Origin of the sequence: Simplicispira psychrophila DSM 11588 (genome assembly GCF_000688255.1) — a bacterium.
GTDB classification, from domain to species: Bacteria; Pseudomonadota; Gammaproteobacteria; order Burkholderiales; family Burkholderiaceae_C; genus Simplicispira; species Simplicispira psychrophila.
In genome coordinates this window covers 86,214-111,360 of sequence record NZ_JHYS01000005.1, presented here as the reverse complement: position 1 = coordinate 111,360, position 25,147 = coordinate 86,214, and the positions used below count along the sequence as shown (strand labels likewise).

Below are 25,147 nucleotides of genomic sequence, written 5' to 3'. Positions count from 1 at the left end.
CAAAGTGCTGTGCGGGGAGTTTATTGCTTGCGTTCAGCGATGGATTTTTCTGCCAGATTCACCAGCTCGGCGCCAATCTGGCCCTTCCATTTTTCTACTACGGGGCGCGTGGCCTTGACAAAGGCGTCACGCTCGGCTGGCGTCAACTCGGTCACGGTCACGCCGTGGCTGGCGACTTCCTTGAGCAGCGGCTTGCCGGGCTCGACCATGCCCTTGCGCGCAAGGGCGATTTCTTCCTTGCCGGCGTCGATGGCGGCCTGCTTGACGATCTCGCGGTCGGCGGGTGTCCAGCTGTTCCAGATATCCTTGTTGACGACGAAGATCAGTGGGTCGTTGATGTAGCCCCACATGGTGACGTGCTTTTGCGCCACGCTGTAAAGCTTGGCTGCCATGTAGACCGACATCGGATTTTCCTGTCCGTCCACAGCGCTGCTGGCCATGGCCGGCTGTGCGTCAGCCCAGCTCATTTGGGTCGGGTTGGCGCCCAGGGCGGTGAAGGTATCGAGGAACAGCGGTGAGCCGACGACGCGAATTTTCATGCCTTTCAAGTCAGCTGGCGTCTTGATGGCGTGCTTGGAGTTGGAGATTTCACGGTAACCGTTTTCGCCCCAAGCCAGCGGCACCACACCGGCTTTTTCCAGCGTCTGGAACAGACTTTTGCCGACCGGGCCTTGCGTCAGTGCATCGGCAGCAGCGTAGTCGGGCATCAGGAACGGCAGCGAGAACAGATTGAGCTGCTTGACCTGGGGCGACCAGTTGATGGTCGAGCCCACCGCCATATCGATCACGCCCTGGCGCAGGGCAGAAAATTCGCGTGTCTGGTCACCCTGGATCAGCGAGACGCCGGGGTAGAGCTTGATGTTGATGCGGCCATTGGTGCGCTCGCGTACCTTGTTGGCCCACAGATCGCCGCCCTTGCCCCACGGAAAGGCCGTCCCCAGCACCAGCGACATGCGGTATTCGTTCTTGTAGGTCTGCGCCATGGTGGGTGCCGAAAAGGCCAGGGCCGCAGCGGCTGCCACAGCAGTCGTCAGAAAGGTACGCAGTTTCATTTTTTCAGTCTCCTTGGGTCAGCAAAAACAACGACAAAAGTCGCTACAACAATCGACATCAATAGCCCAGCCGCGTTGGCAGCCACAGCGCCAGCTGCGGCCAGATGATGACCAGCAGCAGTGCCACGCCCATGCCGGCCACCAGCCACAACACCCAGCGCGTGGTTTCTTCCATGCGCACGTTGGCGATGCGGCTGGACACCATCAGGTTCACCGCCATCGGCGGGGTGAACTGGCCAATCGCGACGTTGATCGTCAGTACCACGCCAAACCACACTGGGCTCCAGTGGTAGTGGTCCATGATGGGCATCAGCAGCGGCACGAAGATCAGGAAGATCGAGATACCGTCCAGAAACATGCCCAGCACCAGCAACATGGCAATCAGCAGTGCCAGCACGCCGTGCTCGCTCAGGCCCGACTCGACGATGGCGCGGGTGATCGGGTCGATCACGCCCAGCGTGGACAGCGAAAAAGCAAAAATACCGGCCAGCGATACCACCAGCAGAATGACCGCTGACAACTCGCCGGATTCGCGCAGAATGACAAATAGATCGCGTACGCCAATCGTGCGGTGGATCACCATGCCGACAAACAGACCGTAAAACACTGCCACCACGGCGGCCTCGGTGGGCGTGAACCAACCAGCGCGCATACCGCCTAGGATTAATACCGGAGCCGCCAGCCCCCAGGCTGCCTCGCGCAGGCTGCGCCAGAACGGCGGGCGCGGCAGATGGGCCTCCAATTTGCCCATGCCGTGGCGCCGTGCCAACCACACCGCCGGCACCATCAGCGCCAGGCCAGCCAGCACGCCGGGGATTAGACCTGCAGCAAACAGGGCCGGCACCGAGGCGCCCGGCACCAGTACCGAATAGACGATGAAGGCCACCGACGGTGGAATCAGAATGTCGGTGGCCGCTGCTGCGGCTACCACGCTGGCGGAAAACGCCGCTGGATAGCCGGCACGCGACATGGCGGCAATCATCACGCCGCCCACTGCGGCTGCCGTGGCCGGACCCGAGCCGGAAATGCCACCCAAAAACATCGCTACGCCAATGGCCACCAGCGGCAACATGCCCGGGCCGCGCCCGACGATGGCGACGGCCAGGTTGACTAGGCGCAGTGCCACGCCTGAGCGGTCGAAGATGGAGCCCACCAGGACAAACATGGGAATTGCCAGCAGAGGGTACTTGCCCAGGCCGGCGTAAAAATTCTGTGGAATGGCGAGCAGACCAAACCACTGGGTGTCCTGATTGGCCAGCGCAATGGCAGTGGCACCGGCCAGACCAAGCGCGGCGCCAATTGGCACGCCTGCCAGCATCAGGCCAATGAAGGCGACAAACAGCAGCGTCGGGATCATGGCTGGCGCTCCGTGTGCGTCGCGGCGGGCGTGCCTGGGCTGGGCGGTGGCAAAAATTCCATGTCCGGCTGGCGGCTGCGGTGCACGAAAAGGCCGATGGCGCGCGTGGCAATCAGGGCGGAAAACACCGGTAGCCAGATCGAATACCACCACTGCGGCACGCCAATGCCGGGCGAGGTTTCGCCATAGCGATAGTCGTCCCAGACCACGCGCACGCTCAGTGCGGCAATCAGCGCAAACAGCAGTGCCACCATCAGTGCCCCCAGCTGCGCCAGACGCCGGCGGCGGGCGGCACTGCCGCTGTCGCAGAAAAACTCAATGCGGATATGGCGGTCACGCGCCACGGCGGCTGAGCCGGCGACCAGCGCCAGCACGATCATCAGAAAGACGGAAATTTCTTCGGTCCAGGCGAAAGAGGAGTTGGTGAAATAGCGCACCAGCACGTTGACGAAAGTGATCAGGGCCAGCGCCCCCATCACCAGCACGGTGAGCCAGTCTTCGACGCGCAGCGAGCGCGGCTCGGGTGCCATAGGCAAGGCAGGATCAGAAGGCGCAGTCTCTGGCCCGAGGTCTGGGGAAGGGAGCATGGAAGCAGAAAATGGGAGATTAGGGCGGCGCAGAAGTCATGCTGCGAGCGCTGGGGTGCAGTGCGTTCTGTCGGCGTCGGCAGGCGGGCGTACTGTTGATTATGCGGCCTGCATTCTGCTGCAAAGAGCCCCATGGCATCGGGCTAACCCGAATCCAACCCCCGATAATGTGGGGATGGAAACCAAGTGGCTTGAAGATTTTGTCAGTTTGGCTGAGACGCGCAGTTTCAGCCGTTCGGCGCAGCTGCGCCATGTGACGCAACCGGCATTCTCGCGCCGCATTCAGGCATTGGAGGCTTGGGCTGGCACCGATTTGGTCGATCGCAGCTCGTACCCCACGTCGCTGACGCCGGCTGGTAAAACGCTCTACGACCAGTCGCTAGAAATGCTGCAAGCGCTGAACAACACCCGCGCCACGCTGCGCGCGCATAGCACGTCGAGCCAGGACATGATCGAATTTGCTGTGCCGCACACCCTGGCCTTCACGTTCTTTCCGGCTTGGGTGTCGAGCCTGCGCGAAAAATTTGGCCCCTTCAAAAGCCGGCTGATTGCCCTTAATGTGCACGATGCCGTCATGCGCCTGGTCGAGGGCAGTTGCGATCTGCTCATCACTTACCACCACGCATCGCAGCCGTTTCAGCTCGATGCCAACCGCTATGAAATGGTCAGCCTGGGGCAAGAGGTGCTGGCGCCTTACGTCAAGGCTGACGCTGACGGTTTGCCGCTCTACCAACTTCCCGGCCGCGCCAACCAGCCGCTGCCGTATTTGGGCTACGCGCCGGGCGCTTACCTGGGGCGGGTGACGGATCTGATCCTGAAAGAGTCCAGCACGCCCTTGCACCTGGACCGTGTTTATGAAACCGACATGGCCGAGGGCTTGAAAGCCATGGCTTTAGAAGGCCACGGCATTGCCTTTTTGCCGCACAGCGCCGTCAAAAAAGACCTGCGTACCCGCAAATTGGTGCGTGCTGCGCCGCCCGGTTTGCCGGGGCTGGAAATTACCATGGATGTGCGTGCGTGCCGCGAGAAACCGTCTGGTAAAGACAGTGACCGCGAGCAGAGTAAAAACCCGGCCCATGCGCTGTGGGATTTTCTGCAGTCAGAAAAAATTTGAGTGCGCTTTACGCTTTTACACCGTCACAAGTTCTCTTTGGCGGCAGACAGGTTGGTGACAGGTTTTATAGGGTAGTCCTGCTTGCGTATCCACGGCGTCTGGGATATTTTCCAGCCCTGACTTTCCTTTCGCAGAGTCTGCCTTTTCATTTCACCCACAAGGAGACACTAATGAAAAAACACTTGCTCGCTATCGCGATCACCGTATTGGCTGCAGGCAGTGCATTTGCCCAGGCCAATGACACACTGGCCAAAATCAAATCCAGCGGCAGCGTGACCATGGGGGTGCGCGAGTCCTCCGGTGCGCTGGCCTACACGCTGGGCGACGGCAAATATGTCGGCTTTCACACCGAAATGGCCGAACGCATTCTGGACGACATCCAGAAGCAGCTGGGCTTGGCCAAGCTCGATATCAAGCGCCAGCCCGTCACCTCGCAAAACCGCGTGCCCTTGGTCACCAACGGCACGGTGGACTTGGAGTGCGGCTCGACCACCAACAATGCTACGCGCGCCAAAGATGTGGCCTTTGCCGTCACCACCTACGTGGAAGAAGTGCGCATTGCCACCAAGGCCAAGTCCGGCATCCAGTCGATCAAGGACCTGAGCGGCAAGACTGTGGCCACCACTACGGGCACCACGTCGGTGCAAACGCTGCGCAAGAATGAGCGCGCCAATGGCGTCAACTTCAAGGAAGTGCTTGGCAAGGACCACGCCGACAGCTTCTTGCTGCTGGAGACGGGCCGCGCCGATGCCTTTGTGATGGACGGCTCGATCCTGGCGGGCAATATCTCCAAGGCGAAGAATCCAGCCGATTACAAGATCGTTGGCGAAGTGCTGTCGGTGGAACCCATCGCCTGCATGATGCGCAAGGACGATCCGGCCTTCAAGAAGGCCGTGGACGACTCCATCAAGCGCCAGATCGCTGACGGCTCGCTCGCCAAGCTGTACGACAAGTGGTTCATGCAGCCGATTCCGCCCACGGGCACCAAGGTGGGTCTGCCAATGTCTGAAGCGACCAAGGATGCCTGGGCGCACCCCAACGACAAGCCCATGGAAGACTACGCCAAGAAGTAATCCGCTGTTATGACAGCGCCCCTTCAAACGGCTGGGTTTGAGGGGGCTTTTTTTATGGCATCTAAGAAATGGGGGCTCTTATGAGCTGGGATTGGCAAGTGTTCTGCGAGGACACGTTGGATCGGGTGGCTGTTCCAGGCTGCTTTGGTAAAGGGAGCGAGGTCACGTACCTCGACTGGATGATGTCCGCTTGGGGCTGGACGATTTCGGTGTCGCTGCTGTCGCTGGCGCTGGCATTGGTGTTGGGGATATTGATAGGCACGCTGCGCACTCTGCCAGAGCGGCCCATCGTGGTCAGGTTGTGTAGCGCGTGGGTGGAGTTGTTTCGCAATCTCCCGCTGTTGGTACAGTTATTTCTCTGGTACCACGTCGTGCCGACGCTGTTTCCGGCGATGCGGGTGGTACCGGGTTTTGTGCTGGTGGTGTTTGCGCTGGGCTTCTTTACCTCGGCGCGTATTGCCGAGCAGGTGCGCTCGGGCATTGAAACATTGCCGCGCGGCCAACGCTACGCCGGTATGGCGATGGGCTTCAGCATGTTTCAAAACTACCGCTACATCCTGCTGCCCATGGCGCTGCGCATCATCATTCCACCGCTGACCAGCGAAGCCATGAACATCTTTAAAAATTCATCGGTGGCGTTTGCCGTGTCGGTGGCTGAGTTGACCATGTTTGCCATGCAGGCGCAGGAAGAAACTTCGCGTGGGATTGAGGTCTATCTGGCCGTCACCGCGCTGTATGTCATTTCAGCGTTTGCTATCAACCGCATCATGGCGTTCATTGAAAAACGCGCTCGGGTGCCGGGCCTGATGGTGGCCAGCAGCGCTGGCGGAGGGCATTAAACATGGCGCTCAATCTTGATTTCTCGTTTTACAACTGGGATCTGATCAGCAACTTTGTTCTGAAGGGCCTGTATTTCAGTCTCATGCTGACGGTGGTGGCCACGTTCGGTGGGGTGCTGCTGGGTACCTTGCTGGCGCTGATGCGCCTATCGGGCAAGCCCTGGCTGGCGGGGCCGGCTGTGGTGTATGTCAATGGCATGCGCAGTATTCCGCTGGTGATGGTGATCTTGTGGTTCTTCCTGCTGATGCCGGCCCTCATTGGCCGGCCGATTGGCGCTGAGGTTTCGGCTTACATCACCTTCGTTGCGTTTGAGGCGGCATATTTCAGCGAAATCATGCGCGCCGGCATCCAGTCGGTGTCGCGCGGGCAGGTGCTTGCGGGCCAGGCCATGGGCATGACTTACGGCCAGAACATGCAATTTGTCATCTTGCCGCAGGCCTTTCGCAACATGCTGCCGGTGCTGCTGACGCAGACCATCATCCTGTTCCAGGATACGTCGCTGGTGTATGCCATTGGCGCCTACGACATGCTCAAGGGCTTTGAAGTGGCGGGCAAGAATTTTGGCCGCCCGATTGAAGCCTACCTTGCCGCCGCCGTGGTTTACTTTGTCATGTGTTACGCGCTGTCGTGGTCCGTCAAGCGCCTGCACCAGAAAATTGCCATCATCCGCTGAGCGGAAAGGCAGAGGAATTTCCAATGATTGAACTCAAAAATATTTCCAAATGGTATGGCAGCTTTCAGGTGCTGACCGATTGCTCCACCACCATTCAAAAGGGTGAAGTGGTGGTGGTGTGCGGCCCGTCTGGCTCGGGCAAATCGACGCTGATCAAGACCATCAATGCGCTTGAACCGATCCAAAAAGGTGAAATCTGGGTCGATGGCGTGCCGGTACACGACCCTAAAACCAACCTACCCAAACTGCGCAGTCACGTCGGCATGGTGTTCCAGCATTTCGAGCTGTTTCCCCACCTGTCGGTGACCGAGAATCTGACTATCGCGCAAGTCAAGGTACTGGGCCGCAGCGCCGATGAGTCCCTCAAGCGCGGCCTCAAGATGCTCGACCGGGTGGGCCTGTCAGCGCACAAGGACAAATTTCCGGGGCAGCTGTCGGGTGGACAGCAGCAGCGCGTGGCGATTGCACGCGCCCTCAGCATGGACCCCATCGTCATGCTGTTCGATGAGCCGACCTCGGCGCTCGATCCTGAAATGGTCGGAGAAGTGCTCGATGTCATGGTCAGCCTGGCCAACGAGGGCATGACCATGATGTGCGTGACGCATGAGATGGGCTTTGCACGCAAGGTCAGTCACCGTGTCATCTTCATGGATGTGGGCGGCAAAATCCTGGAGGACTGCTCGCGTGAAGAATTCTTCAACCATCCCGAAGCGCGTCAGCCACGCACCAAGGACTTCCTGAACAAGATCTTGCAGCACTGACCCACCGCAGAGCCGTGCAGACATAAAAAACCCGGTGTCTGGCACCGGGTTGCCTGTGGCACTCAGACGAGCGCCATGCCTTCAAGCAGGTTAAGGCTTGTCGCCCGTTGGGAAAGGCCACTTGGCTTGGGGGCTGAGCGTGGTCTTGGGTGCGGCGGGCGTTGCGGATGGCTTGGCTGATTTTTTGGCAGGCACCGCTTTTTTCTCGGCGGGTGCCGCTTTCACTGCAACCGCTTTAGGGGCGGCTACGGTCTTTTTGGCCGGTGCTGTTTTTTTGGCGGGCGCTGCTGCAGCAGCGACGGGGGCTGGTGCAGCAGATACCGCTTTTTTCACTGGGGCGGCCTTTTTGGCCGCGACTGCTTTGGTTGCTGCTGGCTCGGCTGCCGGCGTGGCTTTCTTTTTCACGGCGGCAGCTTTTTCAGCGGGTGCTACTTCCTTGGCGGCGAAGGTTTTGGCCGCAGGTGCCGCTTTTTTGGCTGGAGCTGCCTTGGTCACCGGTGCTTTTTTAGCGGCGACGGCTTTCTTGGCGGGTGCTGCAGATGCTGCAGGTGCTGCAGCCACTACCGTGGCCTTGGTGGCGGGCGCAGCCTTTTTTGCAGGCGCGGCCTTTTTCGCCGGTGCCGCCGTTTTCACGCTGGCCGTCTTGGGCGCTGTGGTTGGGGCGGCGGGCGCCGTCTTTTTTGCAACAGGGGCCGTTTTAGTGGCCGATTTTTTCGCAGATGCCATCATGTTCTCCTTGGGTCAATGATCAAATAGCTCTTCATGGCGTCTATTGTCTATGGGTATGGAGCGTCCATGGTGATGAAATGCGAAATACGATCCACGCCCCTCACTATGCAAACGCCGCGCACACCACAGTATGGTGGCGTGCTACAGGGGCGGGAGTAAGAAATCTTGGCTATCTTGGCTCATAGGCCATGCGCAGCACTCAATCCCAGGACAGCGCGCCGCCGGTCTGGTACTCGATGACGCGGGTTTCAAAAAAGTTGCGTTCTTTTTTCAAATCGATCATTTCGCTCATCCAGGGGAACGGGTTTTCTTCATTCGGAAACAGCGTCTCCAGGCCGATTTGCGTGGCGCGCCGGTTGGCGATGTAGCGCAGGTAGCCTTTGAACATCGAGGCGTTCATGCCCAGCACGCCGCGCGGCATGGTGTCCTCAGCGTATTTGTATTCCAGCTCGACGGCAGTCATGAACAGCGCCTTGATTTCTTCTTTGAACTCCGCCGTCCACAGATGCGGATTTTCCAGTTTCAGCTGATTGATCAGGTCGATGCCGAAGTTGCAGTGCATCGACTCGTCGCGCAGGATGTATTGGTATTGCTCGGCCGCGCCGACCATTTTGTTTTGCCGCCCCAGCGCCAAAATTTGCGCGAAGCCGACGTAGAAAAACAGCCCTTCCATCAGGCAGGCAAAGACGATCAGCGACTTGAGCAGCGTCTGGTCGTTTTCGTGCGTGCCGGTGGCAAAGAGCGGGTCGCTGATGGCGTTGATGAACGGAATCAGAAACTCGTCTTTGTCGCGAATCGACTGGACTTCGTTGTAGGCGTTGAAGATTTCGCCCTCGTCCAAGCCGAGCGACTCGACGATGTACTGGTAGGCGTGGGTGTGGATGGCCTCTTCAAACGCCTGGCGCAGCAAGAACTGGCGGCACTCGGGCGCGGTGATGTGGCGGTAGGTGCCGAGCACGATGTTGTTGGCCGCCAGCGAGTCAGCGGTGACAAAAAAGCCGAGGTTGCGCTTGATGATGCGGCGCTCGTCTTCGGTCAGGCCGTTGGGGTCTTTCCACAGCGCGATGTCGCGCGTCATGTTCACTTCCTGCGGCATCCAGTGGTTGGCGCAGGTGGCCAGGTACTTTTCCCACGCCCATTTGTATTTGAACGGCACCAACTGGTTGACGTCGGTTTGGCCGTTGATGATGCGTTTGTCAGCGGCGTTGACGCGGCGTTGCAGGGGAGCGGCGGGCGGCGCGGGTTCTGCTATCGAATCAGGAGCTGCTAGCGCAGACTCTGCTTGGGCTAAAGGGCTAAATGACTCTACATCGGCTGGTGAGGCGGTGGTGACTTCTTCGTCCCAATTCAACATGGTTTTTTTCCAGTTTGGAGATCTGATCGGTGGATAGGCAGCAGCCAGCTGGGTTGGGTACAACCCAATCTACGGTGCAAATTTATGCTGTTTTTGGCATCTAGCCCTTTAAATACGTGCGCTAGCAGCTATTGTTTTTGATTGGTAGTATTGGTGGGTTGGGTTGTACTCAACCCAACATCTGTCTCAGTCAGCGCGAAAGCGCTCTATTGGCAGGACTCGCAGCCAGGGTCGTCGATGGCGCAGAACTTCACGTCGGTGGCTGGCGCAGCAGCTTGGCTCGACGACACTGCATTCAACTTGCTGCTTTGCACCGTCGATTTTTCAGCGTGCGTGGCGCTGGTGGTGCGCAGGTAATACGTCGTTTTCAGACCGCGCAGCCACGCCAGTTTGTAGGTCTCGTCCAGCTTTTTGCCCGAGGCGCCAGCCATGTAGATGTTGAGCGACTGGGCTTGGTCAATCCATTTTTGGCGGCGCGCTGCGGCTTCGACCAGCCACGTGGTTTCGACTTCAAACGCGGTGGCGTACAGCGTTTTGATGTCTTGCGGGATGCGGTCAATCGGGCGCAGCGAGCCGTCAAAGTGCTTCAAGTCCATCACCATCACGTCGTCCCACAGGCCGAGCGCTTTCAGGTCGCGCACCAAGTAGCCGTTGATGATGGTGAACTCGCCGGACAAATTCGATTTGACCGATAGGTTGCCAAAGCACGGCTCAATCGAGGCATCGACGCCAACGATGTTCGAGATGGTGGCAGTCGGCGCAATCGCGGTGCAGTTGGAGTTGCGCATCCCGTCTTGGGCAATTTTTTGGCGCAGCGCGTCCCAGTCCAAGGTGGATGAGCGATCGACTTCGACATAGCCACCCCGGGCTTTTTGCAGCATGTCCATGGTGTCGAACGGCAAAATGCCTTGGCTCCACAGCGAGCCAGGGTAGGTCTCGTACTGACCACGCTCGCGCGCCAGCTCGGTCGAGGCCCAGTAGGCGTAGTAGCAAATCGCTTCCATTGAGCGGTCGGCAAATTCCACCGCTTGCTCTGAGGCGTAGGGAATGCGCAGCTGGTACAAGCTGTCCTGAAAACCCATCAACCCCAAGCCAACCGGGCGGTGGCGCAGGTTCGAGTCTTTGGCTTTTTGCACCGCGTAGTAGTTGATGTCGATGACGTTGTCGAGCATCCGCAGCGCGGTGGTGATGGTTTTTTGCAGCTTGGCGTGGTCCAAGCTGCCGTTCTTCAAGTGCTGGGGCAGGTTGATGGAGCCGAGGTTGCAGACCGCTGTTTCGGTGTCGCTGGTGTTGAGCGTGATTTCGGTACACAGGTTGCTCGAATGCACTACGCCAACGTGTTGCTGCGGTGAGCGCACGTTGCACGCGTCCTTGAACGTGATCCACGGGTGGCCGGTCTCGAACAGCATGGTCAGCATCTTGCGCCACAGGTCGCTGGCGGGAATGGTGCGCGAGGGGCTGATTTCACCGCGCGCGGCTTGGGCTTCGTAGGCGACATAGGCAGTCTCAAACTCGGCGCCAAACAGGTCGTGCAGATCAGGCACGTCGTTGGGCGAGAACAGCGTCCACGAACCCTTTTCCATCACGCGGCGCATGAACAGGTCGGGAATCCAGTTGGCGGTGTTCATGTCGTGCGTGCGGCGGCGGTCGTCGCCGGTGTTTTTGCGCAGCTCCAGAAACTCCTCGATGTCGAGGTGCCACGTCTCCAAATAGGTGCAAACAGCGCCCTTGCGCTTGCCACCGTTGTGTGCCAAACCGGCCACGGTTTGGTACGACTCGTCCACGTCCACCTTCAAGTCCACCACCAGCGGCTTGGTCACCATAGGGCGCACGGCGCGGATGCGCGAGAACACCATGCCATCGCGCACCAACCAATTGCGCTTGCTGACGGACTGACAACCCAGCTGCTTGGCCAGCTCGCCTACGGCGGGGATGCGCAGGTCGATGCTGGTGCCGGTGTGGTCAAACACCGCGCTGGAGCCATCCGAGCGCAGGTTGGTGTGCTGGTGCTGGCGGGTGCGCTTTTGGCCCGAAACCGGTACCCCCAAGCGCAGCATTTGGTAGCGCACGCCGTGCGCCAGCGCCTCGGAGCTGGAGGTAAAGGTCAGTTCTTTGCCGCGCGAGACACAGCCGTCGGTTTCCAACAAGCCTTGCAGCATGGCCAGCATGTGTTGGCGCGGTAGGTGGCTCAGGCGCGGGGCAATGCGCTTTTGGTGCGCGTCGTCGTACAAGTCGTCATAGCCCAGCGCCAGCGTGGGCGCACCGGCGCAGCTGATGCGGCCGGTGGTGCCATCGCGCAGCACGCCTCGTCCAGAGGCCCAGTGGATTTGCACGTAGGTGGTGCCCCGGCCAGTTTCCCAGCTGTGGATGCCGCGCTCTTGCAGATAGCCGCGCACAAACTCCAGATGCACATCCGATTGCGGATTGCCGGAAACGCCCCATTGCATACCCTCTTTGGACAGATGGCCATCGCCCAGCAAGATACCGTACAGGCGCGCATCGTCCTCGGTGAAGCCCGCCACCGGCACCACTTCCGTCGGGATGGCAAAGCCGATGTAGTCGCCCGCTTGCAGTTGGCCCGATTCGACCCACTGCGCCCGCACTTTGCCTTTGTTCAGCCAAGCGTCGCTGCGGGCGTTGGCTTGCCCCAGCGGCACGCCTTGAATCGCCCAGAACGGGTGGGCGTCAGTCACTTCCAGCGGTTCGATACTGTGTTTGACGTCCAACGCCAGCATGGCTTCGTGCTGGTTGTAGACCATGCGCTCGGTCACGGTGCGGTATTGGCCGCTGTGGCCCAGCACCAAGTCGCCGGGATGGATGTCGCGGATCGGGCGTACGCCTTGCGCGGTGTAAACACCGGTGTCGGGCGCAAAGCATTGGTTGACGGCGACGGCGGTGTCGTTAACTACCTTCAAAAACGGCACCACGCCTTGCGACTCGCCATTGGTGCCTTTGATGTGGGCACCCAAAGCGCGCACGCGCGTCCAGTCGTTGCCCAAGCCGCCGGCAAACTTCGACAGCAGGGCGTTTTCTTTGATGGCGTCGTAAATGCCGCCCAAGTCGTCGGGCACGGTGGTCAGGTAGCAGCTGGACAACTGCGAGCGCAGCGTGCCGCTGTTGAACAGCGTGGGGGTGCTGGACATGAAGTCGAACGACGACAGCACTTCATAAAACTCAATCGCCCGGCCTTCGCGGTCAGATTCTTTCAGCGCCAAGCCCATAGCCACGCGCATGAAGAAGGCTTGCGGCAGTTCGATGCGGGTCTTTTGGATGTGCAAAAAGTAGCGGTCAAACAGCGTTTGCAGGCCAAGGTAGTCAAACTGCAAGTCGCGCGCCGGCTTGAGCGCCTTGGCCAGACGCGGCAGGTCATAGGTCAGCAGTTCGGGGTCGAGCAGTTCGGCGTCCACGCCTTTGGTGATGAATGGGGGGAAATAGTTGGTGTATTCCGTCACCAATTCGGCCTGTGTCACGTCTTTGCCCAGCACCTCTTTGGCGATGGTGTGCAGCAGCAGGCGCGCGGTGGCGTAGGTGTAGTCCGGGTCTTTTTCAATCAGTGTGCGCGCAGCCAAAATCGCGGCCTTGTAGACCTCATCGACCGGCACGCCGTCGTACAGGTTGCGCAGGGTTTCGCTCAGAATCGGCGCGGCGTGGACATCGGCGCCGAGGCCCGAGCAGGCGTCGGCAATCAGCGCTTGCAGTCGCGCCATGTCCAGCGGATAGCGCTTGGCGCCATCCACCACATGCAGCACCGGGTGCGCGGGCGCAGCGGCGGCCAGTTGGCGCGCGCGCTCTTGGGCGTGGCGCTCGCGGTACAGCACGTAGGCGCGGGCCACTTCGTGGTGGCCGCCGCGCATCAGGCCGAGTTCGACCTGGTCTTGCACGTCTTCAATATGGAAGGTGCCGCCGCCGGGGCGCGAGCGCATCAGCGCACGCACGACGTTGTGCGTCAGCGTTTCCACCGTTTCACGCACGCTGGCCGACGCTGCGCCTTGTGTGCCATGCACACCTAAAAAGGCTTTCATCAGCGCGATGGCGATTTTTTGCGGCTCAAACGGCATCACCGCGCCGTTGCGGCGTAGGATTTGGTAGTCCGGTAACGCACCAGGCGCACTGTCGTGCGCGGTGGTGGCGAGGGGCGTGGAAAGGGGGTTCAGGGCTGACGGCATGGCGTTTTCGTTCAAGGGGTGAGGAGGAGAGCGTGCGCCATGCGGGCCGCCCTCAAAAGAAAACGCACGGGTGAATTGGGGTTCACTCCGCACGCTAAATATAGCCGTATTTTGCACCCAAAACGCTACCTGTAGTGTGTATGGGTGTTTTGCCGTAGTTTTTTCGACGCCTAAATCAAAGGCAAATATGTGCTATTGCGCTCCAAAAGCATTCAAAAATCACAATTCATATAAAAATAGCCTCTAGCCTTTGAGATACGTGCGGTATTAGCTATTTATTTAATAGCGTTTATGGGGTGGCGCTGCACTCGGAAAGCATGCGGCGTCCCATTGCAACTGCTGCCGCAAAGCCTGCCAGTCAAACCCCGCGCCGGGGTCGGCCTTGCGGCCAGGGGCGATGTGCTCGTGGCCGGCGATGTGCGCTACCGGGTAGCGCGCGGCCAGGTCGTGGCACAAATGCACCAGAGTGGTGTATTGCGCCGGCTCAAACGGATCGCCTTCCAGACCTTCCAGCTCGATGCCAATCGAGTCGTCATTGCACTGGCTGCGGCCCCGGTAGCACGAGCGCCCGGCGTGCCAGGCGCGCTGTTCGCAATCGACAAACTGCCACAGTTCGCCGCTGCGGGTGATGAAAAAATGCGCTGATACCGCCAAGCCGCGGATGCTCTGAAAGTACGGATGCGCGTCCCAGTCCAGGGTGTTGGCGAACAGTGCCTGCACCTGGCCGCCGCCATATTCGCCGGGCGGCAGGCTGATCGAGTGCAGCACTAGCAAATCCAGTACCGCACCGGCTGGACGCGGGCCGAAGTTGGGCGAGGGCTGGCGCACGGCGCTGGTGTGCCAGCCGCCGTCCCATGGCGCTGCGGCAGATGAAGCTGTTGGATCAATGCTCGGTGTCGGCATGGGGTTCGGTGTCTTGGGGCGCGGCAATGTTCAGGCGGGCGATGCGGTAGCGTATCTGGCGCAGGCTGATGCCCAGCCGGGCGGCGGTGGCGGTGCGGTTGAAGCCGGCTGCGTGCAGAGCGCGCACCAGAATGTCGCGCTCTTGCTGGTCCAGCCAGGCCTGCAGGTCATGCGGCAGGTCGGCGTCGGCCAGAGCGCCGGAATCGCTGGGTGCGCCAGCGGGTGGCCGCTGCCCGGGCGCTGCAGGGGGTGAAGAGGATAGCGGGGCTGCGGCTGTGGTGCGGGTGGCTGGCGGTGTGTCGGCCGGCGCTGCGCATTCGAGTTGCAGCGTTTCGCCGTCGCTTAGGGCCACGGCGCGGTGCAGCAGGTTTTCCAGTTCGCGCACATTGCCTTTGAGCGGCTGCGTGGCAATCGCGGCCAGTGCTGCAGGTGTCAGTGCCGGCGCGACCAAGCCTGATTCGTGGGCAATGCGGTCGAGCAGGGCGGTGCACAGTGCGGGCAGGTCTTCGCGGCGCTCGCGCAGTGGCGGGATGACGATCTCGATGACGTTGAGGCGGTAGTACAGGTCTTGCCGAAAGCGCCCGCTCTGCACTTCTTCAGCCAAGTCGCGGTGCGTCGCGCTGATGATGCGCACATCAACATTTTCTTCTTGGGTTGAGCCAATCGGGCGCACGCTGCGCTCCTGGATTGCACGCAGCAGTTTGGTTTGCATGGCCAGCGGCAGGTCACCAATCTCATCCAGAAACAGGGTGCCGCCCTGCGCTGCCTGAAAATAGCCGGGCCGGTCTTGCGTGGCACCGGTGTAGGCGCCTTTGCGCGCACCAAAGAATTCGGCTTCGAGCAAATTTTCCGGGATGGCGCCGCAGTTGACAGCAATCAACGGGCCTTTGGCGCGCTGGCTGCTGGCATGCAGGGCTTGCGCCACCAGCTCTTTGCCGGTGCCCGACTCGCCGCGCACCAGTACCGGCGCCATGCTGTGGGCGATTTTCAGCACGCGCTGCTTGACATGGCGCATCACCTCGGACGTGCCGACCAGACGGGCCAGCGCGTCGTTGGCGTTGTCCGGGCAGTCGGGTTTGTCATGGCTGGGGCGGGCCTGGGGTGACCGCGCCGCATTGTGTGTCGCCCACATGCCGCCGCTGCCCTGCACGGCCGAGGCCACCACCAGACGAAACTGCTTCGGATCGACCGGTTTGGTCAGGTAGTCAAAAGCGCCCGAGCGCAGGGCTTCGACGGCGTTTTCTGCCGAGCCATAGGCGGTCATGACGATGCAACGCTCGCTGCGCTGCTGCGCGCGCAGCTCTTGCAGCAACTCCATGCCAAAGCCGTCGGGCAGGCGCATGTCGCTGATGACCACGTCAAAGCGCTGCGTCTGCAGTTGCGCACGCGCCTCCTGCAGCGTGCCGGCCGTGGCCACGCGGTAGCCCTCGCGCAGCAGAGTCAGTTCGTACAGCGTGCGCAGGTCGGGTTCGTCGTCCAGCACCAGGATGGAGGCAGCAGAGGCATTCATGGCAGGAAGTGTGGGTCAGATCACCAGGGTGTCAAACAGCGAGGCCGATTCTTGCAGGCTGCTGGGCTTGCGAAAGTGGATGGTGAAGGCATTGCCATCGATATCACCACGCGGTGTCTGCCGCGTCAGGCGCTGGTAGCTGATGGCGCCGCCGTGGCGCTCGCACAGTTCGCGGCAGATGTACAGGCCCAAACCGCTGGAGCGGCTCTCGGAGGAAAAAAACGGCTCAAACAGGTGGCGCTCGACCGATTGGTCCATCGGTGCCCCATCGCTCCACACCTGCACGCTGGCCTGGCCGGCCAGGTTGACGCGGGTCAGCAGTTGCAGCGACTGAGGGGCACCGCTGCGGTAGCGCAAGGCGTTGTCCAGCAGGTTGAACAGCACCCGGCGTAGGTGCTCGGGATCGAATTCGACATGCGTCTGGGCCGTGCTGAACGCCACCTCGGCCATGCGCTGTCTCGGGTCGTGCTCATGCCAGTCGCGCCAGATGTGTGCCACCGCCTCGTCCAGCACCACGGCGCTGGGCGTGCTGTGGCCGATCTGGTGCTGCACGCGCGCAATGTCCAGAATTTCTTCGGTAATACGCATCAGGCGATCGGCGTTTTTTTGCACCATGCCCGACAGGCGCTGGTGCATCGGGTCGTGCAGGTCGTCGCTCAGCAGTGCATTGGCCTGCACGATGGCGGCCAAGGGGTTGCGAATTTCGTGCGCCACGGCGGCCGACATGCGTCCCATGGCGGCGAGTTTTTCAGTGCGCAGGCGCGCTTGCATTTCGCGCAGATCGTGCAGAAACATCACGCACAGGCGTTCGCCGGACGGTTCGCCCAGGGCGTTGTGTGGTGCTGTCAGGCAGGTGCGTATATGCAGGCCGACCGGGCTTTGGCCGGGCGAGAGCAGGGTGGCGTCTGCGGCCTGTGGTGCGCTTTGATGAAAGGTGTGGCGTACCAGCTCCAGCAGCGGCTGCCAGACCTCGGTCTGCGCGAGGGTGAAAGGCAGTGCCACGCTGCCGGTGCTGCCCAACAGCTGCAGTCCTGCCGGGTTGGCCACGCGCACGGTGTGTTCGGCATCGACCACCAGTACGCCATCGCTCAGGTTCTGCATCACCAGTGCACTCACCTGGCTTTGCACCAGCGCCGCCCGCTGGCTGTGTTGCGCCAGTTGCTGCTCGCGCACCAGGCGGGTGGCCAAGTGGTGCACCAGAAAGGCCAGGATGAAGTAACCGGTCCCCGTCAGCGCCGATTGCAGGTAGTGCGATGTGGCGTCGCCCCCGCTTTGCGCGCCCAGCCACCACGCCCAGGCCAGCAGCAGCAGCGTCACCGCTGCCGTGGTGCCCAGTGCCAGCGTGAGCGACCCCAGCACGGCGGCCATCAAAATCGGCAGACCAAACAGCGGCGTGAAATTCAGACCGCCGGTGTGCAGCAGCTGCAGTGCGGACACGGCCAGCAAATCGACGCCGAGGGAGGGCAGCCACTGCGGCCCGGCCCAGGGCGCTGGTGCTGTGGCGTGGCCTAGCCAGCGCAGCAGCACCGTGGCCGCCAAGTAGGCCAGGGACACCGACAACTCCAGCGGTTGGGTGTTGTGGCTCAGTGCTTGACCCAGCCCCTGCAGTAGCAGCAAAGCCAGGGCGACCAGGATGCGCCCGGTCAGAAAGCCATGCCACAGGCGCAAAAAAGACGGGTCTTCAGCGCGCATCCGTACCGGGCACTGACGGGACGCCGGCGCGCGCCAGCGTCAACAGGTTGTTAAGCATCGCTGCGCTGGTGCTCGGCGCAGCAATAGTGGCGCTGGCCGCTGCCCACAGCCTCTGAGCGCGGCAGGTGCAGGCCGCAGCGCTGGCAGGCCACCATGTCCTGCGGTGCGGGCAGCGGTGGACGCGCGCGCGGGGGCGGGGCGCTGGGACGATTCTGGCTGCGCCAGACGGCATAGACCAAGGCCAGCACCAGGAACAACACCAGATATTTCACAGGCTGCGCTCCAGCAACACTTCCAGCACAAAGCGCGAGCCGGCATACGCCAGCAGCAGCAGCAGCGCGCCGACGTACAACATGCGCCGGGCGGTGCGCCCGCGCCAGCCAAAGCGCCAGCGCCCCAGCAGCAGGGCGGCGAAGGTGAGCCATGACAGCACGGAGAACACGGCTTTGTGGTCCCAGCGCCAGGCGCGTCCATACAGCGCCTCGCTGAACAGCAGACCCGCCACCAGCGTGGCCGTGAGCAGGGCAAAACCGGCGGTGACAAAACGGAAAGTCAAGCGCTCCAGCGTCAGCAGTGGCATACCGCTGTCGGGATCGACGGCTAGGCGCATACGGCGCTCGGCGCGCGCCATGATGGCGCCATGCACCACGGCCGCCGCAAACAGGCCGTAAGAGGCAATGCCCAGCGCCAGATGCAGGGGCAGCCAGGGTGAGGCCGCGCCATGCAGCGGTTGGCCGGGAAACACCAGCGCCAGCAGCACCGCCAAGGCGCCTAGGGCGGCCAGCGTGCGGCGTGCCTGCAATTGGGGAAATAACTGGCGCTCAACGCCATACACCGTCAGCACCAGCCACGCGGTGATCGACAGCGCTGGCGCAAAGCCAAAGTGCGGCGTGCTGCCGACCATGCTCCAGGCCAGCGTGGCGGCGTGCAAGACCCACGCCGTCCATAAAGCCACGCGGGCGCCGCTGGCCTGCAAACGCGCGGCCGCCAGCGCCGGCACCGCGTAGGCGGCGGCTGCGGCCAGTCCAAGCAGCAGACTGATCGGGGATGCACTGGGTAAAATCATGGGTCACAGTTTACCTTTCGCCCGCTGCCTGCAGCCGGGCCCCCCACCCGCCTGCCAGCGCCTGGCCGCGGGTCTACCCGGAATTACTGACATGGCCTCCGCCCTTACCGACAAACTCACGCGTCTCGTCAAGGAGATGCGTGGCCAGGCCCGCATCACCGAATCCAACGTCCAGGACATGCTGCGCGAAGTGCGCATGGCGCTGCTCGAAGCCGACGTGGCCCTGCCTGTGGTGCGTGACTTCATTGCCCGCGTCAAAGAAAAGGCGCTGGGCGAAGAAGTGCTCGGCTCGCTCAAGCCCGGCCAGATGCTGGTCAGCATCGTCAACCGCGAACTCGCCGCCACCATGGGCGAGGGCGTCAGCGACATCAACCTCAACGCCCAGCCGCCCGCCGTCATCCTGATGGCCGGCCTGCAAGGCGCGGGCAAGACCACCACCACCGCCAAACTCGCCAAGCACCTGATTGAAAAGCGCAAAAAGAAAGTGCTGACAGTCTCGGGCGACGTCTACCGCCCGGCCGCTATCGAGCAGCTGAAGATGGTGACCAAGCAGGCCGGTGCCGAATGGTTTCCCAGCACACCTGAGCAAAAGCCGCGCGACATTGCGTTGGCGGCGCTGGACTACGCCAAAAAGCATTACTTTGATGTGCTGCTGGTCGATACCGCTGGCCGCCTGGCCATCGACGATGTGCTGATGCAGGAAATCAAGGAACTGCACGCCATCCTCAAACCGGTGGAAACCCTGTTTGTCGTCGATGCTATGCAGGGCCAGGACGCTATTAACACCGCCAAGGCGTTCAAGGAAGCACTGCCGCTGACCGGTATCGTGCTCACAAAATTAGACGGCGACTCGCGCGGCGGCGCGGCGCTGTCGGTGCGCCAGATCACCGGCGCGCCGATCAAATTTGCCGGCACCAGCGAAAAAATCGACGGTCTGGAAGTGTTTGATGCCGAGCGCCACGCCGGGCGCATTCTGGGCATGGGCGACATCGTCGCGCTGGTCGAGCAAGTCGCAGCCGGCGTCGATATGGAAGCGGCGCAAAAGCTCGCCGCCAAGGTCAAAAGCGGCAGCGGCTTTGATCTGAACGACTTTCTCGGCCAGATACAGCAGATGAAGCAGATGGGCGGCTTGTCCAGCCTGATGGACAAACTGCCGGCGCAACTCAGCGCCAAGGCCGGCACCATGGACATGGACAAGGCTGAAAAAGACATCAAACGCAAGGAAGGCATCATCCAGAGCATGACTGCGCTGGAGCGGCGCAAGCCCGAAGTCATCAAGGCCACGCGCAAAAAACGCATTGCCAACGGCGCTGGCGTGCAGGTGCAAGAAGTCAACCGCCTGCTGAAAGAATTCGAGCAGATGCAGGACATGATGAAGAAGATGAAGGGCGGCGGTTTGATGAAGATGATGAAGAAGATGGGCGGCATGAAAGGCCTGGGCGGTATGCCCAAGATGCCTTTTTGAGTAGCCACTACGTGCTATTTAAATAGGAGCTTCAAGCGCTTGCTGTGCAATAGTTTCACAGATAAAACCATCTGAAATAGTCTGCTTTACAGCGCTGAATGCTATTTTTTCAATAGCTGAAAAGCGCTGCTGCTGCTGAAAAACTGCGGAATTTGTGTGCCGTGCACGCCCTTTTAGGTAGAAAATTGCAGCCCCCTGCACCGTTTTTGCTTCTGCATTCGCCGCGCTTTCCCCCTTTTTTTGTTGTTGACGTCATCAGGAGTTTCTTGTGGATAACACCCTCTCCGCCGCCGAACTGGCCCTGCGCGAAGCCGCCCGCGAATACCACCGCAGCCCCCAGCGGGGCAAGATTGCGGTCAACCCGACCAAGCCCTTGTCCAACCAGCGTGACCTCTCGTTGGCCTATTCCCCTGGCGTCGCCTATCCCTGCCTGGACATCCAGGCCGACCCATCGCTGGCGTTTGACTTCACGGCACGCGGCAACTTGGTTGGCGTCATTACCAACGGTACGGCGGTGCTGGGCTTGGGCAACATTGGCCCGCTGGCCAGCAAGCCGGTGATGGAAGGCAAAGGCTGTCTGTTCAAGAAATTCGCCGGGGTCGATGTGTTCGACATTGAGCTGGCCGAGAACGACCCGGACAAGCTGATCGACATGATTGCTGCGCTGGAGCCCACGCTGGGCGGCATCAACCTCGAAGACATCAAGGCGCCGGAGTGCTTCTACATCGAGCGCGAACTCAGCAAACGCATGAACATCCCGGTGTTCCATGACGACCAGCACGGCACCGCCATCATCTCCAGCGCTGCCCTGCTCAATGGCCTGGAACTGGTCGGCAAGGACATTGGCAGCGTCAAAATTGCCGTCTCCGGCGCCGGCGCAGCGGCGCTGGCTTGTCTGAACGTCATGGTCGGCCTGGGCGTGCGCATTGAGAACGTCTATGTGTGCGACTCCAAGGGCGTGATCTACGAAGGCCGCCCCGGCGGTTACGACGAGTCCAAGGCGCGTTTTGCGCAAAAGACCGAGGCGCGCACCATGGCCGATGCGGTGCATGGGGCGGACGTGTTTCTGGGCTGCTCGGCCCCGGGCGTGCTCACCGCCGACATGCTGAAAACCATGGCCGCCAAGCCGATCATCCTGGCGCTGGCCAACCCCGAGCCCGAGATTCGTCCCGAGCTGGCCAAGGCGGTGCGCCCGGACTGCATCATGGCCACTGGCCGCTCGGACTACCCGAACCAGGTTAACAACGTCCTGTGCTTCCCGTACATCTTCCGCGGCGCGCTGGACTGCGGTGCCACCAAGATCACCGAGGCCATGAAGCTGGCCTGCGTGCGCCAGATCGCCGACCTGGCCAAGGAAGAAATGAGCCCCGAAGTGGCTGCCGCCTACGTCGGCCAGGAGCTCAGCTTTGGCCCAGATTACCTGATCCCCACGCCGTTTGACACCCGCCTGATTTTGCGCATTGCCCCCGCCGTGGCCCAGGCCGCTGCCGAGTCCGGCGTGGCGACGCGCCCGATTGCCGACATCGAGGCCTACCGCGACAGCCTGAAGCGCTTTGTCTACCAGACCAGCATGTTCATGCGCCCGGTGTTTGCCGCTGCCAAGGCCAACCTCAAGCGCGTCGCCTACGCCGAAGGCGAAGACGAGCGTGTGCTGCGCGCCGCCCAAACCGCTATCGACGACGGCCTGGCCCGGCCGGTCCTGATTGGTCGTCCCGCCGTCATCCAGGCGCGCATCACCGCTGCGGGCCTGCGCCTGCAGCCGGGTGTGAACATCGAGGTGTGCGACCCCGATGACGACCCGCGTTTTCGCCAATATTGGGAAACCTACCACCGCCTGATGGGGCGCAACGGCGTCACGCCCGAAGCGGCCAAGGCGGCGGTGCGCCGCTCCAACACGCTGATTGCCGCCCTGATGGTGCATGTCGGCGATGCCGATGCCATGCTGTGCGGCCTGGTCGGCAAGTTTGATGGCCACATGGCCCATGTCCAGGCGGTGCTGGGTCTGAAAGAGGGCGCACCAGGCTTTGCCACCCTGAACGCGCTGATGCTGGAAAAGCACACCCTGTTCATTGCCGACACCTATATCAACGAAGACCCGGACGCCGAACTGCTGGCCAGCATTGCCTTGATGGCCGCCGAAGAAGTGCAGCGCTTTGGCGTGCCGCCCAAGGTGGCGTTTCTGTCGCACTCGATGTACGGCTCGTCCAGCCGCCCCTCCGCGCTCAAGATGCGCCGCGCCCGTGACCTGTTCGTCGAGGCTGCACCGCACATCGAATGCGATGGTGAAATGCACGGTGACGCCGCCCTGTCTGAGACTGTGCGCGGTCGCATCGTCGAGGAAGCCACGCTGCACGGTGAAGCCAACGTGCTGATCTGCCCCAACCTAGACGCGGCCAATATCTTGTTCAACGTGCTTAAAACCACCGGCGGACATGGCACCACCATTGGCCCGATCTTGCTGGGCTGTGCTGCGTCCGCCCATGTGCTGACGCCCTCGTCCACCGTGCGCCGCGTGCTCAACATGACGGCGCTGGCAGCGGCCGATGCGGCGGCGAACCAGAAAGGCTAAGCAGGGCGCGTTGTAGCAATTGCCTTTGAGGCCCTCGGCAGGCGGCTAGAATACGCGCTTGCCATTCGGAGGTTTGGGTGAGTGGTTTAAACCAGCAGTCTTGAAAACTGCCGACGGGAAACTGTCCGTGAGTTCGAATCTCACAGCCTCCGCCAGATGACCATAAAAGTTAGTCCCAATTAGTCCCGTAAGTGGTTGATTTCCATAGCTACAGAGGGAATGGGTCTAGCGTTAGTCCAAGTTAGTCCCATACAATCCCACCCAATCCACCTTTTTTAGGTGGGATCAATGGGGGGATTTGGTGGCACGTATCGCAAAAGAGCTGTCTGCGCTGGCAGTCTCTAACCTGACTGAGCCGGGCATGCACGCTGTAGGCGGTGCTGTTGGCCTGTACCTGTGCGTGTCTGTGTCTGGCGCTCGTTCCTGGTTGGTGCGCGTCAATGTTGACGGCAAGCGCCGTGAAATGGGCCTGGGAGGCTTCCCTCTAGTCACACTGGCTACAGCACGACAAAAGGCACGGGCGGGCCCGTACAGAGAGCCGCCATGGTGTTGACCCAGTAGCGCAGCGCAAACAGTCCCGCCGTGAGCGTGAAGCGCAGGCAGTGCTACAAAAAACATTCAAGCAATGCGCAATTGCCTACATCGAGGCCCATTCTGATTCCTGGCGCAATGCCAAGCATCGGGCACAGTGGCCCTCGACGTTCGAGACCTACGTCTATCCCACCTTTGGCAGCACCCTGGTGCATGAAGTCAGGCAGTCCCACGTCCTGGAGGTGCTGCGCCCAATCTGGAAAACCAAGACAGCCACCGCCACCCGCGTTCGAGGCCGCATAGAGCAGGTGCTGGCCTGGGCAAGCGCAGCAGGCTACCGACAAGGCGACAACCCAGCGCGCTGGCAAGGCCACCTAGACCAGCTACTCCCCGCGCCAGGCAAGATTGCCAAGGTGCGCCACCATCCCGCCGTGCCAGTAGCAAACATGCCGGCATTCCTGGCTGCACTGCGCGAGCGTGAAGGCATATCACCCCGCGCCCTGGAGTTCGTCATCCTGACAGCCGCACGCAGCGCAGAGGTGCGTGGTGCCACATGGGCCGAGATTGATCTGGAGGCGGCTGTCTGGACTGTGCCAGGCGAGCGCATGAAGGCGGGCAAGGAGCACCGCGTCCCGTTAAGCCAACCCGCCATTCAACTGCTGGAGAGCCTGCCGCGTATCGAGGGCACCGAACTGCTGTTTCCTGCGCCCCGTGGCGGTCAACTATCAGACATGAGCCTGACGGCTATCACCCGGCGCATGGCGTTTAAGGACGCTGAGGGTGATGTGTGCGTGCCTCACGGGTTCCGCAGTTCTTTTCGTGACTGGGCGTTTGAACATACCGACTTCGCCCGTGACCTAACCGAGCAAGCGCTGGCGCACGCGTTGGAGTCAAAGGTGGAGGCAGCCTATCGGCGCGGCGACGCACTGGAGAGGCGGCGCGCCTTGATGCAAGCGTGGGCGAACTACTGCGAGGGTGTGGCTAATGGCTAATGCGGCTAATGAGATTTGTATTCAATTTGAGTGCAATCTTGAATCAAGGGGCATCAAGGGGCATCAATGGGAATAACTGAACAATGTTCATAAAGCTGTGACAAGCCATATTGGTTGATTAATAGAGCACAACAATCAACCGTTATTAGGCTAGGCTAAGTGGTTGATGTAAATGGAATTAAACAAGATGTTGAAAATGTGATGCACATGCCAACTTTATTTTTCAGGAGGCAAATAGCTCGTTAAAAACTCTGCTAGCATTCGCCCTGCTTTTTGCAATTGGACGTTATTCGTCCGCCCAAAAAGCAAAACCCCCTAAGCGCGTCAACGCATAGGGGGCCTTGTTACCCAAGCCCAAAAAGGGTTTGAGATGTCTTGTGAGAGGGACGGCTCAGATTCTAATACGGCGTTCCGATAAAGCAATGCTGTACTTGTAAACAGTAAGCTTTGCCGTGCGCTAGGGCATGGGTGACTTTCATAAATCGTTTGAAAGACACAACATGACTGCAACCACTGAGCGCAACCGCTCTATCCAAGGCGACCGCTTCCTGCGCGAGCCGAGCATCCTCGAAATCCTCCCTATTGGCCGTTCTACCTGGTGGGCCGGCGTGAAGGCTGGCAAGTACCCGGCAGGGATCAAGCTGTCCCCGCGAGTGACCGTCTGGCGCGCAAGCGATATCGACTCCCTCATTGCCACCATCGGCAAGTAAGGG

Annotated in this window: 21 protein-coding genes and 1 tRNA gene; 11 read left to right on the top strand and 11 right to left on the bottom strand. The window is 61.0% G+C overall.

Features of this window, described 5'->3' with window-relative positions:
• Positions 1-20: 20 nt before the first annotated feature.
• From Q390_RS0107090 to Q390_RS0107080, 3 genes are read right to left on the bottom strand one after another with little or no spacing between them, the layout of a single operon-like run.
• The gene (locus tag Q390_RS0107090; RefSeq protein WP_027995428.1) at positions 21-1,052 is read right to left on the bottom strand and encodes a DctP family TRAP transporter solute-binding subunit; all 1,032 of its coding nucleotides are present in this window, start codon (positions 1,050-1,052) and stop codon (positions 21-23) included.
• 58 nt (positions 1,053-1,110) lie between these two features.
• Positions 1,111-2,409: a TRAP transporter large permease gene (locus Q390_RS0107085; RefSeq protein ID WP_027995427.1), complete on the bottom strand. Its 1,299-nt coding sequence runs from the start codon at positions 2,407-2,409 to the stop codon at positions 1,111-1,113.
• Positions 2,406-2,996, bottom strand: a complete 591-nt coding sequence (locus Q390_RS0107080; RefSeq protein WP_027995426.1) for a TRAP transporter small permease — start codon at positions 2,994-2,996, stop codon at positions 2,406-2,408. The genes Q390_RS0107085 and Q390_RS0107080 overlap by 4 nt, the downstream gene beginning before the upstream one ends.
• A gap of 175 nt (positions 2,997-3,171) precedes the next feature.
• On the opposite strand from Q390_RS0107080, the gene Q390_RS0107075 reads away from it, so the two are divergent.
• From Q390_RS0107075 to Q390_RS0107050, 5 genes are all read left to right on the top strand, one after another.
• Positions 3,172-4,110: a LysR substrate-binding domain-containing protein gene (locus Q390_RS0107075; protein WP_027995425.1), complete on the top strand. Its 939-nt coding sequence runs from the start codon at positions 3,172-3,174 to the stop codon at positions 4,108-4,110.
• Positions 4,111-4,280: 170 nt separating this feature from the next.
• Complete coding sequence (locus Q390_RS0107065; protein WP_027995424.1) at positions 4,281-5,183, top strand: amino acid ABC transporter substrate-binding protein; 903 nt, start codon at positions 4,281-4,283, stop codon at positions 5,181-5,183.
• An 80-nt stretch (positions 5,184-5,263) separates the two neighbouring features.
• Entirely contained in the window at positions 5,264-6,022 is a 759-nt protein-coding gene (locus Q390_RS0107060) for an amino acid ABC transporter permease (RefSeq protein ID WP_027995423.1), read from the top strand.
• Between the two features lie 2 nt (positions 6,023-6,024).
• Positions 6,025-6,696: an amino acid ABC transporter permease gene (locus tag Q390_RS0107055; protein ID WP_027995422.1), complete on the top strand. Its 672-nt coding sequence runs from the start codon at positions 6,025-6,027 to the stop codon at positions 6,694-6,696.
• Between the two features lie 23 nt (positions 6,697-6,719).
• Positions 6,720-7,457 (top strand): amino acid ABC transporter ATP-binding protein, encoded by a 738-nt coding sequence (locus Q390_RS0107050; protein WP_027995421.1) that lies wholly within the window; start codon positions 6,720-6,722, stop codon positions 7,455-7,457.
• A gap of 90 nt (positions 7,458-7,547) precedes the next feature.
• On the opposite strand, the gene Q390_RS19425 is transcribed toward Q390_RS0107050, so the two are convergent.
• The 8 genes from Q390_RS19425 to Q390_RS0107010 all read right to left on the bottom strand — a co-directional run bounded on the left by Q390_RS19425 (position 7,548) and on the right by Q390_RS0107010 (position 18,877).
• On the bottom strand, positions 7,548-8,186 hold the full coding sequence (locus Q390_RS19425) for a histone (RefSeq protein WP_425423938.1): 639 nt from the start codon (positions 8,184-8,186) through the stop codon (positions 7,548-7,550).
• Between the two features lie 199 nt (positions 8,187-8,385).
• The gene (locus tag Q390_RS0107040) at positions 8,386-9,540 is read right to left on the bottom strand and encodes a ribonucleotide-diphosphate reductase subunit beta (protein WP_027995420.1); all 1,155 of its coding nucleotides are present in this window, start codon (positions 9,538-9,540) and stop codon (positions 8,386-8,388) included.
• 206 nt (positions 9,541-9,746) lie between these two features.
• Positions 9,747-13,706 (bottom strand): ribonucleoside-diphosphate reductase subunit alpha, encoded by a 3,960-nt coding sequence (locus Q390_RS20290; protein ID WP_027995419.1) that lies wholly within the window; start codon positions 13,704-13,706, stop codon positions 9,747-9,749.
• A 279-nt stretch (positions 13,707-13,985) separates the two neighbouring features.
• On the bottom strand, positions 13,986-14,609 hold the full coding sequence (gene ampD / locus Q390_RS17855; protein WP_037472409.1) for a 1,6-anhydro-N-acetylmuramyl-L-alanine amidase AmpD: 624 nt from the start codon (positions 14,607-14,609) through the stop codon (positions 13,986-13,988).
• Positions 14,590-16,119 (bottom strand): sigma-54-dependent transcriptional regulator, encoded by a 1,530-nt coding sequence (locus tag Q390_RS0107025; RefSeq protein ID WP_027995418.1) that lies wholly within the window; start codon positions 16,117-16,119, stop codon positions 14,590-14,592. The genes ampD and Q390_RS0107025 overlap by 20 nt, the downstream gene beginning before the upstream one ends.
• A gap of 15 nt (positions 16,120-16,134) precedes the next feature.
• Positions 16,135-17,811, bottom strand: a complete 1,677-nt coding sequence (locus tag Q390_RS0107020) for a sensor histidine kinase (RefSeq protein ID WP_027995417.1) — start codon at positions 17,809-17,811, stop codon at positions 16,135-16,137.
• 50 nt (positions 17,812-17,861) lie between these two features.
• Positions 17,862-18,083, bottom strand: a complete 222-nt coding sequence (locus Q390_RS0107015) for a PP0621 family protein (RefSeq protein WP_027995416.1) — start codon at positions 18,081-18,083, stop codon at positions 17,862-17,864.
• Positions 18,080-18,877 (bottom strand): cytochrome C assembly family protein, encoded by a 798-nt coding sequence (locus Q390_RS0107010; protein ID WP_027995415.1) that lies wholly within the window; start codon positions 18,875-18,877, stop codon positions 18,080-18,082. The genes Q390_RS0107015 and Q390_RS0107010 overlap by 4 nt, the downstream gene beginning before the upstream one ends.
• A 91-nt stretch (positions 18,878-18,968) precedes the next feature.
• Between Q390_RS0107010 and ffh the strand changes: the two genes are divergently transcribed.
• From ffh to Q390_RS0106985, 6 genes are all read left to right on the top strand, one after another.
• A complete protein-coding gene (ffh, locus tag Q390_RS0107005) occupies positions 18,969-20,342 on the top strand; it encodes a signal recognition particle protein (RefSeq protein ID WP_027995414.1) in 1,374 nt (457 codons plus the stop codon).
• A 268-nt stretch (positions 20,343-20,610) separates the two neighbouring features.
• Entirely contained in the window at positions 20,611-22,911 is a 2,301-nt protein-coding gene (locus tag Q390_RS0107000; protein WP_037472407.1) for an NADP-dependent malic enzyme, read from the top strand.
• A 67-nt stretch (positions 22,912-22,978) separates the two neighbouring features.
• Positions 22,979-23,066 (top strand) — tRNA-Ser (locus Q390_RS0106995).
• A 206-nt stretch (positions 23,067-23,272) separates the two neighbouring features.
• Positions 23,273-23,464 carry an Arm DNA-binding domain-containing protein gene (locus Q390_RS20630; RefSeq protein ID WP_342666088.1) on the top strand — a complete coding sequence of 64 codons (192 nt, stop codon included), beginning with the start codon at positions 23,273-23,275 and terminating at the stop codon, positions 23,462-23,464.
• 49 nt (positions 23,465-23,513) lie between these two features.
• Positions 23,514-24,434, top strand: coding sequence for a tyrosine-type recombinase/integrase (locus Q390_RS17850; protein ID WP_342666087.1), 921 nt, complete (start codon positions 23,514-23,516; stop codon positions 24,432-24,434).
• A gap of 500 nt (positions 24,435-24,934) precedes the next feature.
• Positions 24,935-25,144 carry a helix-turn-helix transcriptional regulator gene (locus Q390_RS0106985; RefSeq protein ID WP_051603120.1) on the top strand — a complete coding sequence of 70 codons (210 nt, stop codon included), beginning with the start codon at positions 24,935-24,937 and terminating at the stop codon, positions 25,142-25,144.
• The last annotated feature ends 3 nt before the right edge of the window (positions 25,145-25,147 follow it).

What these genes read in the sequence shown, in the direction of transcription:
- Q390_RS0107090 (WP_027995428.1), bottom strand. Translation starts at nt 1,052, where the DNA reads ATGAAACTGCGTACCTTTCTGACGACTGCTGTGGCAGCCGCTGCGGCC.
- Q390_RS0107085 (WP_027995427.1), bottom strand. Translation starts at nt 2,409, where the DNA reads ATGATCCCGACGCTGCTGTTTGTCGCCTTCATTGGCCTGATGCTGGCA.
- Q390_RS0107080 (WP_027995426.1), bottom strand. Translation starts at nt 2,996, where the DNA reads ATGCTCCCTTCCCCAGACCTCGGGCCAGAGACTGCGCCTTCTGATCCT.
- Q390_RS0107075 (WP_027995425.1), top strand. Translation starts at nt 3,172, where the DNA reads ATGGAAACCAAGTGGCTTGAAGATTTTGTCAGTTTGGCTGAGACGCGC.
- Q390_RS0107065 (WP_027995424.1), top strand. Translation starts at nt 4,281, where the DNA reads ATGAAAAAACACTTGCTCGCTATCGCGATCACCGTATTGGCTGCAGGC.
- Q390_RS0107060 (WP_027995423.1), top strand. Translation starts at nt 5,264, where the DNA reads ATGAGCTGGGATTGGCAAGTGTTCTGCGAGGACACGTTGGATCGGGTG.
- Q390_RS0107055 (WP_027995422.1), top strand. Translation starts at nt 6,025, where the DNA reads ATGGCGCTCAATCTTGATTTCTCGTTTTACAACTGGGATCTGATCAGC.
- Q390_RS0107050 (WP_027995421.1), top strand. Translation starts at nt 6,720, where the DNA reads ATGATTGAACTCAAAAATATTTCCAAATGGTATGGCAGCTTTCAGGTG.
- Q390_RS19425 (WP_425423938.1), bottom strand. Translation starts at nt 8,186, where the DNA reads ATGATGGCATCTGCGAAAAAATCGGCCACTAAAACGGCCCCTGTTGCA.
- Q390_RS0107040 (WP_027995420.1), bottom strand. Translation starts at nt 9,540, where the DNA reads ATGTTGAATTGGGACGAAGAAGTCACCACCGCCTCACCAGCCGATGTA.
- Q390_RS20290 (WP_027995419.1), bottom strand. Translation starts at nt 13,706, where the DNA reads ATGCCGTCAGCCCTGAACCCCCTTTCCACGCCCCTCGCCACCACCGCG.
- ampD (WP_037472409.1), bottom strand. Translation starts at nt 14,609, where the DNA reads ATGCCGACACCGAGCATTGATCCAACAGCTTCATCTGCCGCAGCGCCA.
- Q390_RS0107025 (WP_027995418.1), bottom strand. Translation starts at nt 16,119, where the DNA reads ATGAATGCCTCTGCTGCCTCCATCCTGGTGCTGGACGACGAACCCGAC.
- Q390_RS0107020 (WP_027995417.1), bottom strand. Translation starts at nt 17,811, where the DNA reads ATGCGCGCTGAAGACCCGTCTTTTTTGCGCCTGTGGCATGGCTTTCTG.
- Q390_RS0107010 (WP_027995415.1), bottom strand. Translation starts at nt 18,877, where the DNA reads ATGATTTTACCCAGTGCATCCCCGATCAGTCTGCTGCTTGGACTGGCC.
- ffh (WP_027995414.1), top strand. Translation starts at nt 18,969, where the DNA reads ATGGCCTCCGCCCTTACCGACAAACTCACGCGTCTCGTCAAGGAGATG.
- Q390_RS20630 (WP_342666088.1), top strand. Translation starts at nt 23,273, where the DNA reads ATGCACGCTGTAGGCGGTGCTGTTGGCCTGTACCTGTGCGTGTCTGTG.
- Q390_RS0106985 (WP_051603120.1), top strand. Translation starts at nt 24,935, where the DNA reads ATGACTGCAACCACTGAGCGCAACCGCTCTATCCAAGGCGACCGCTTC.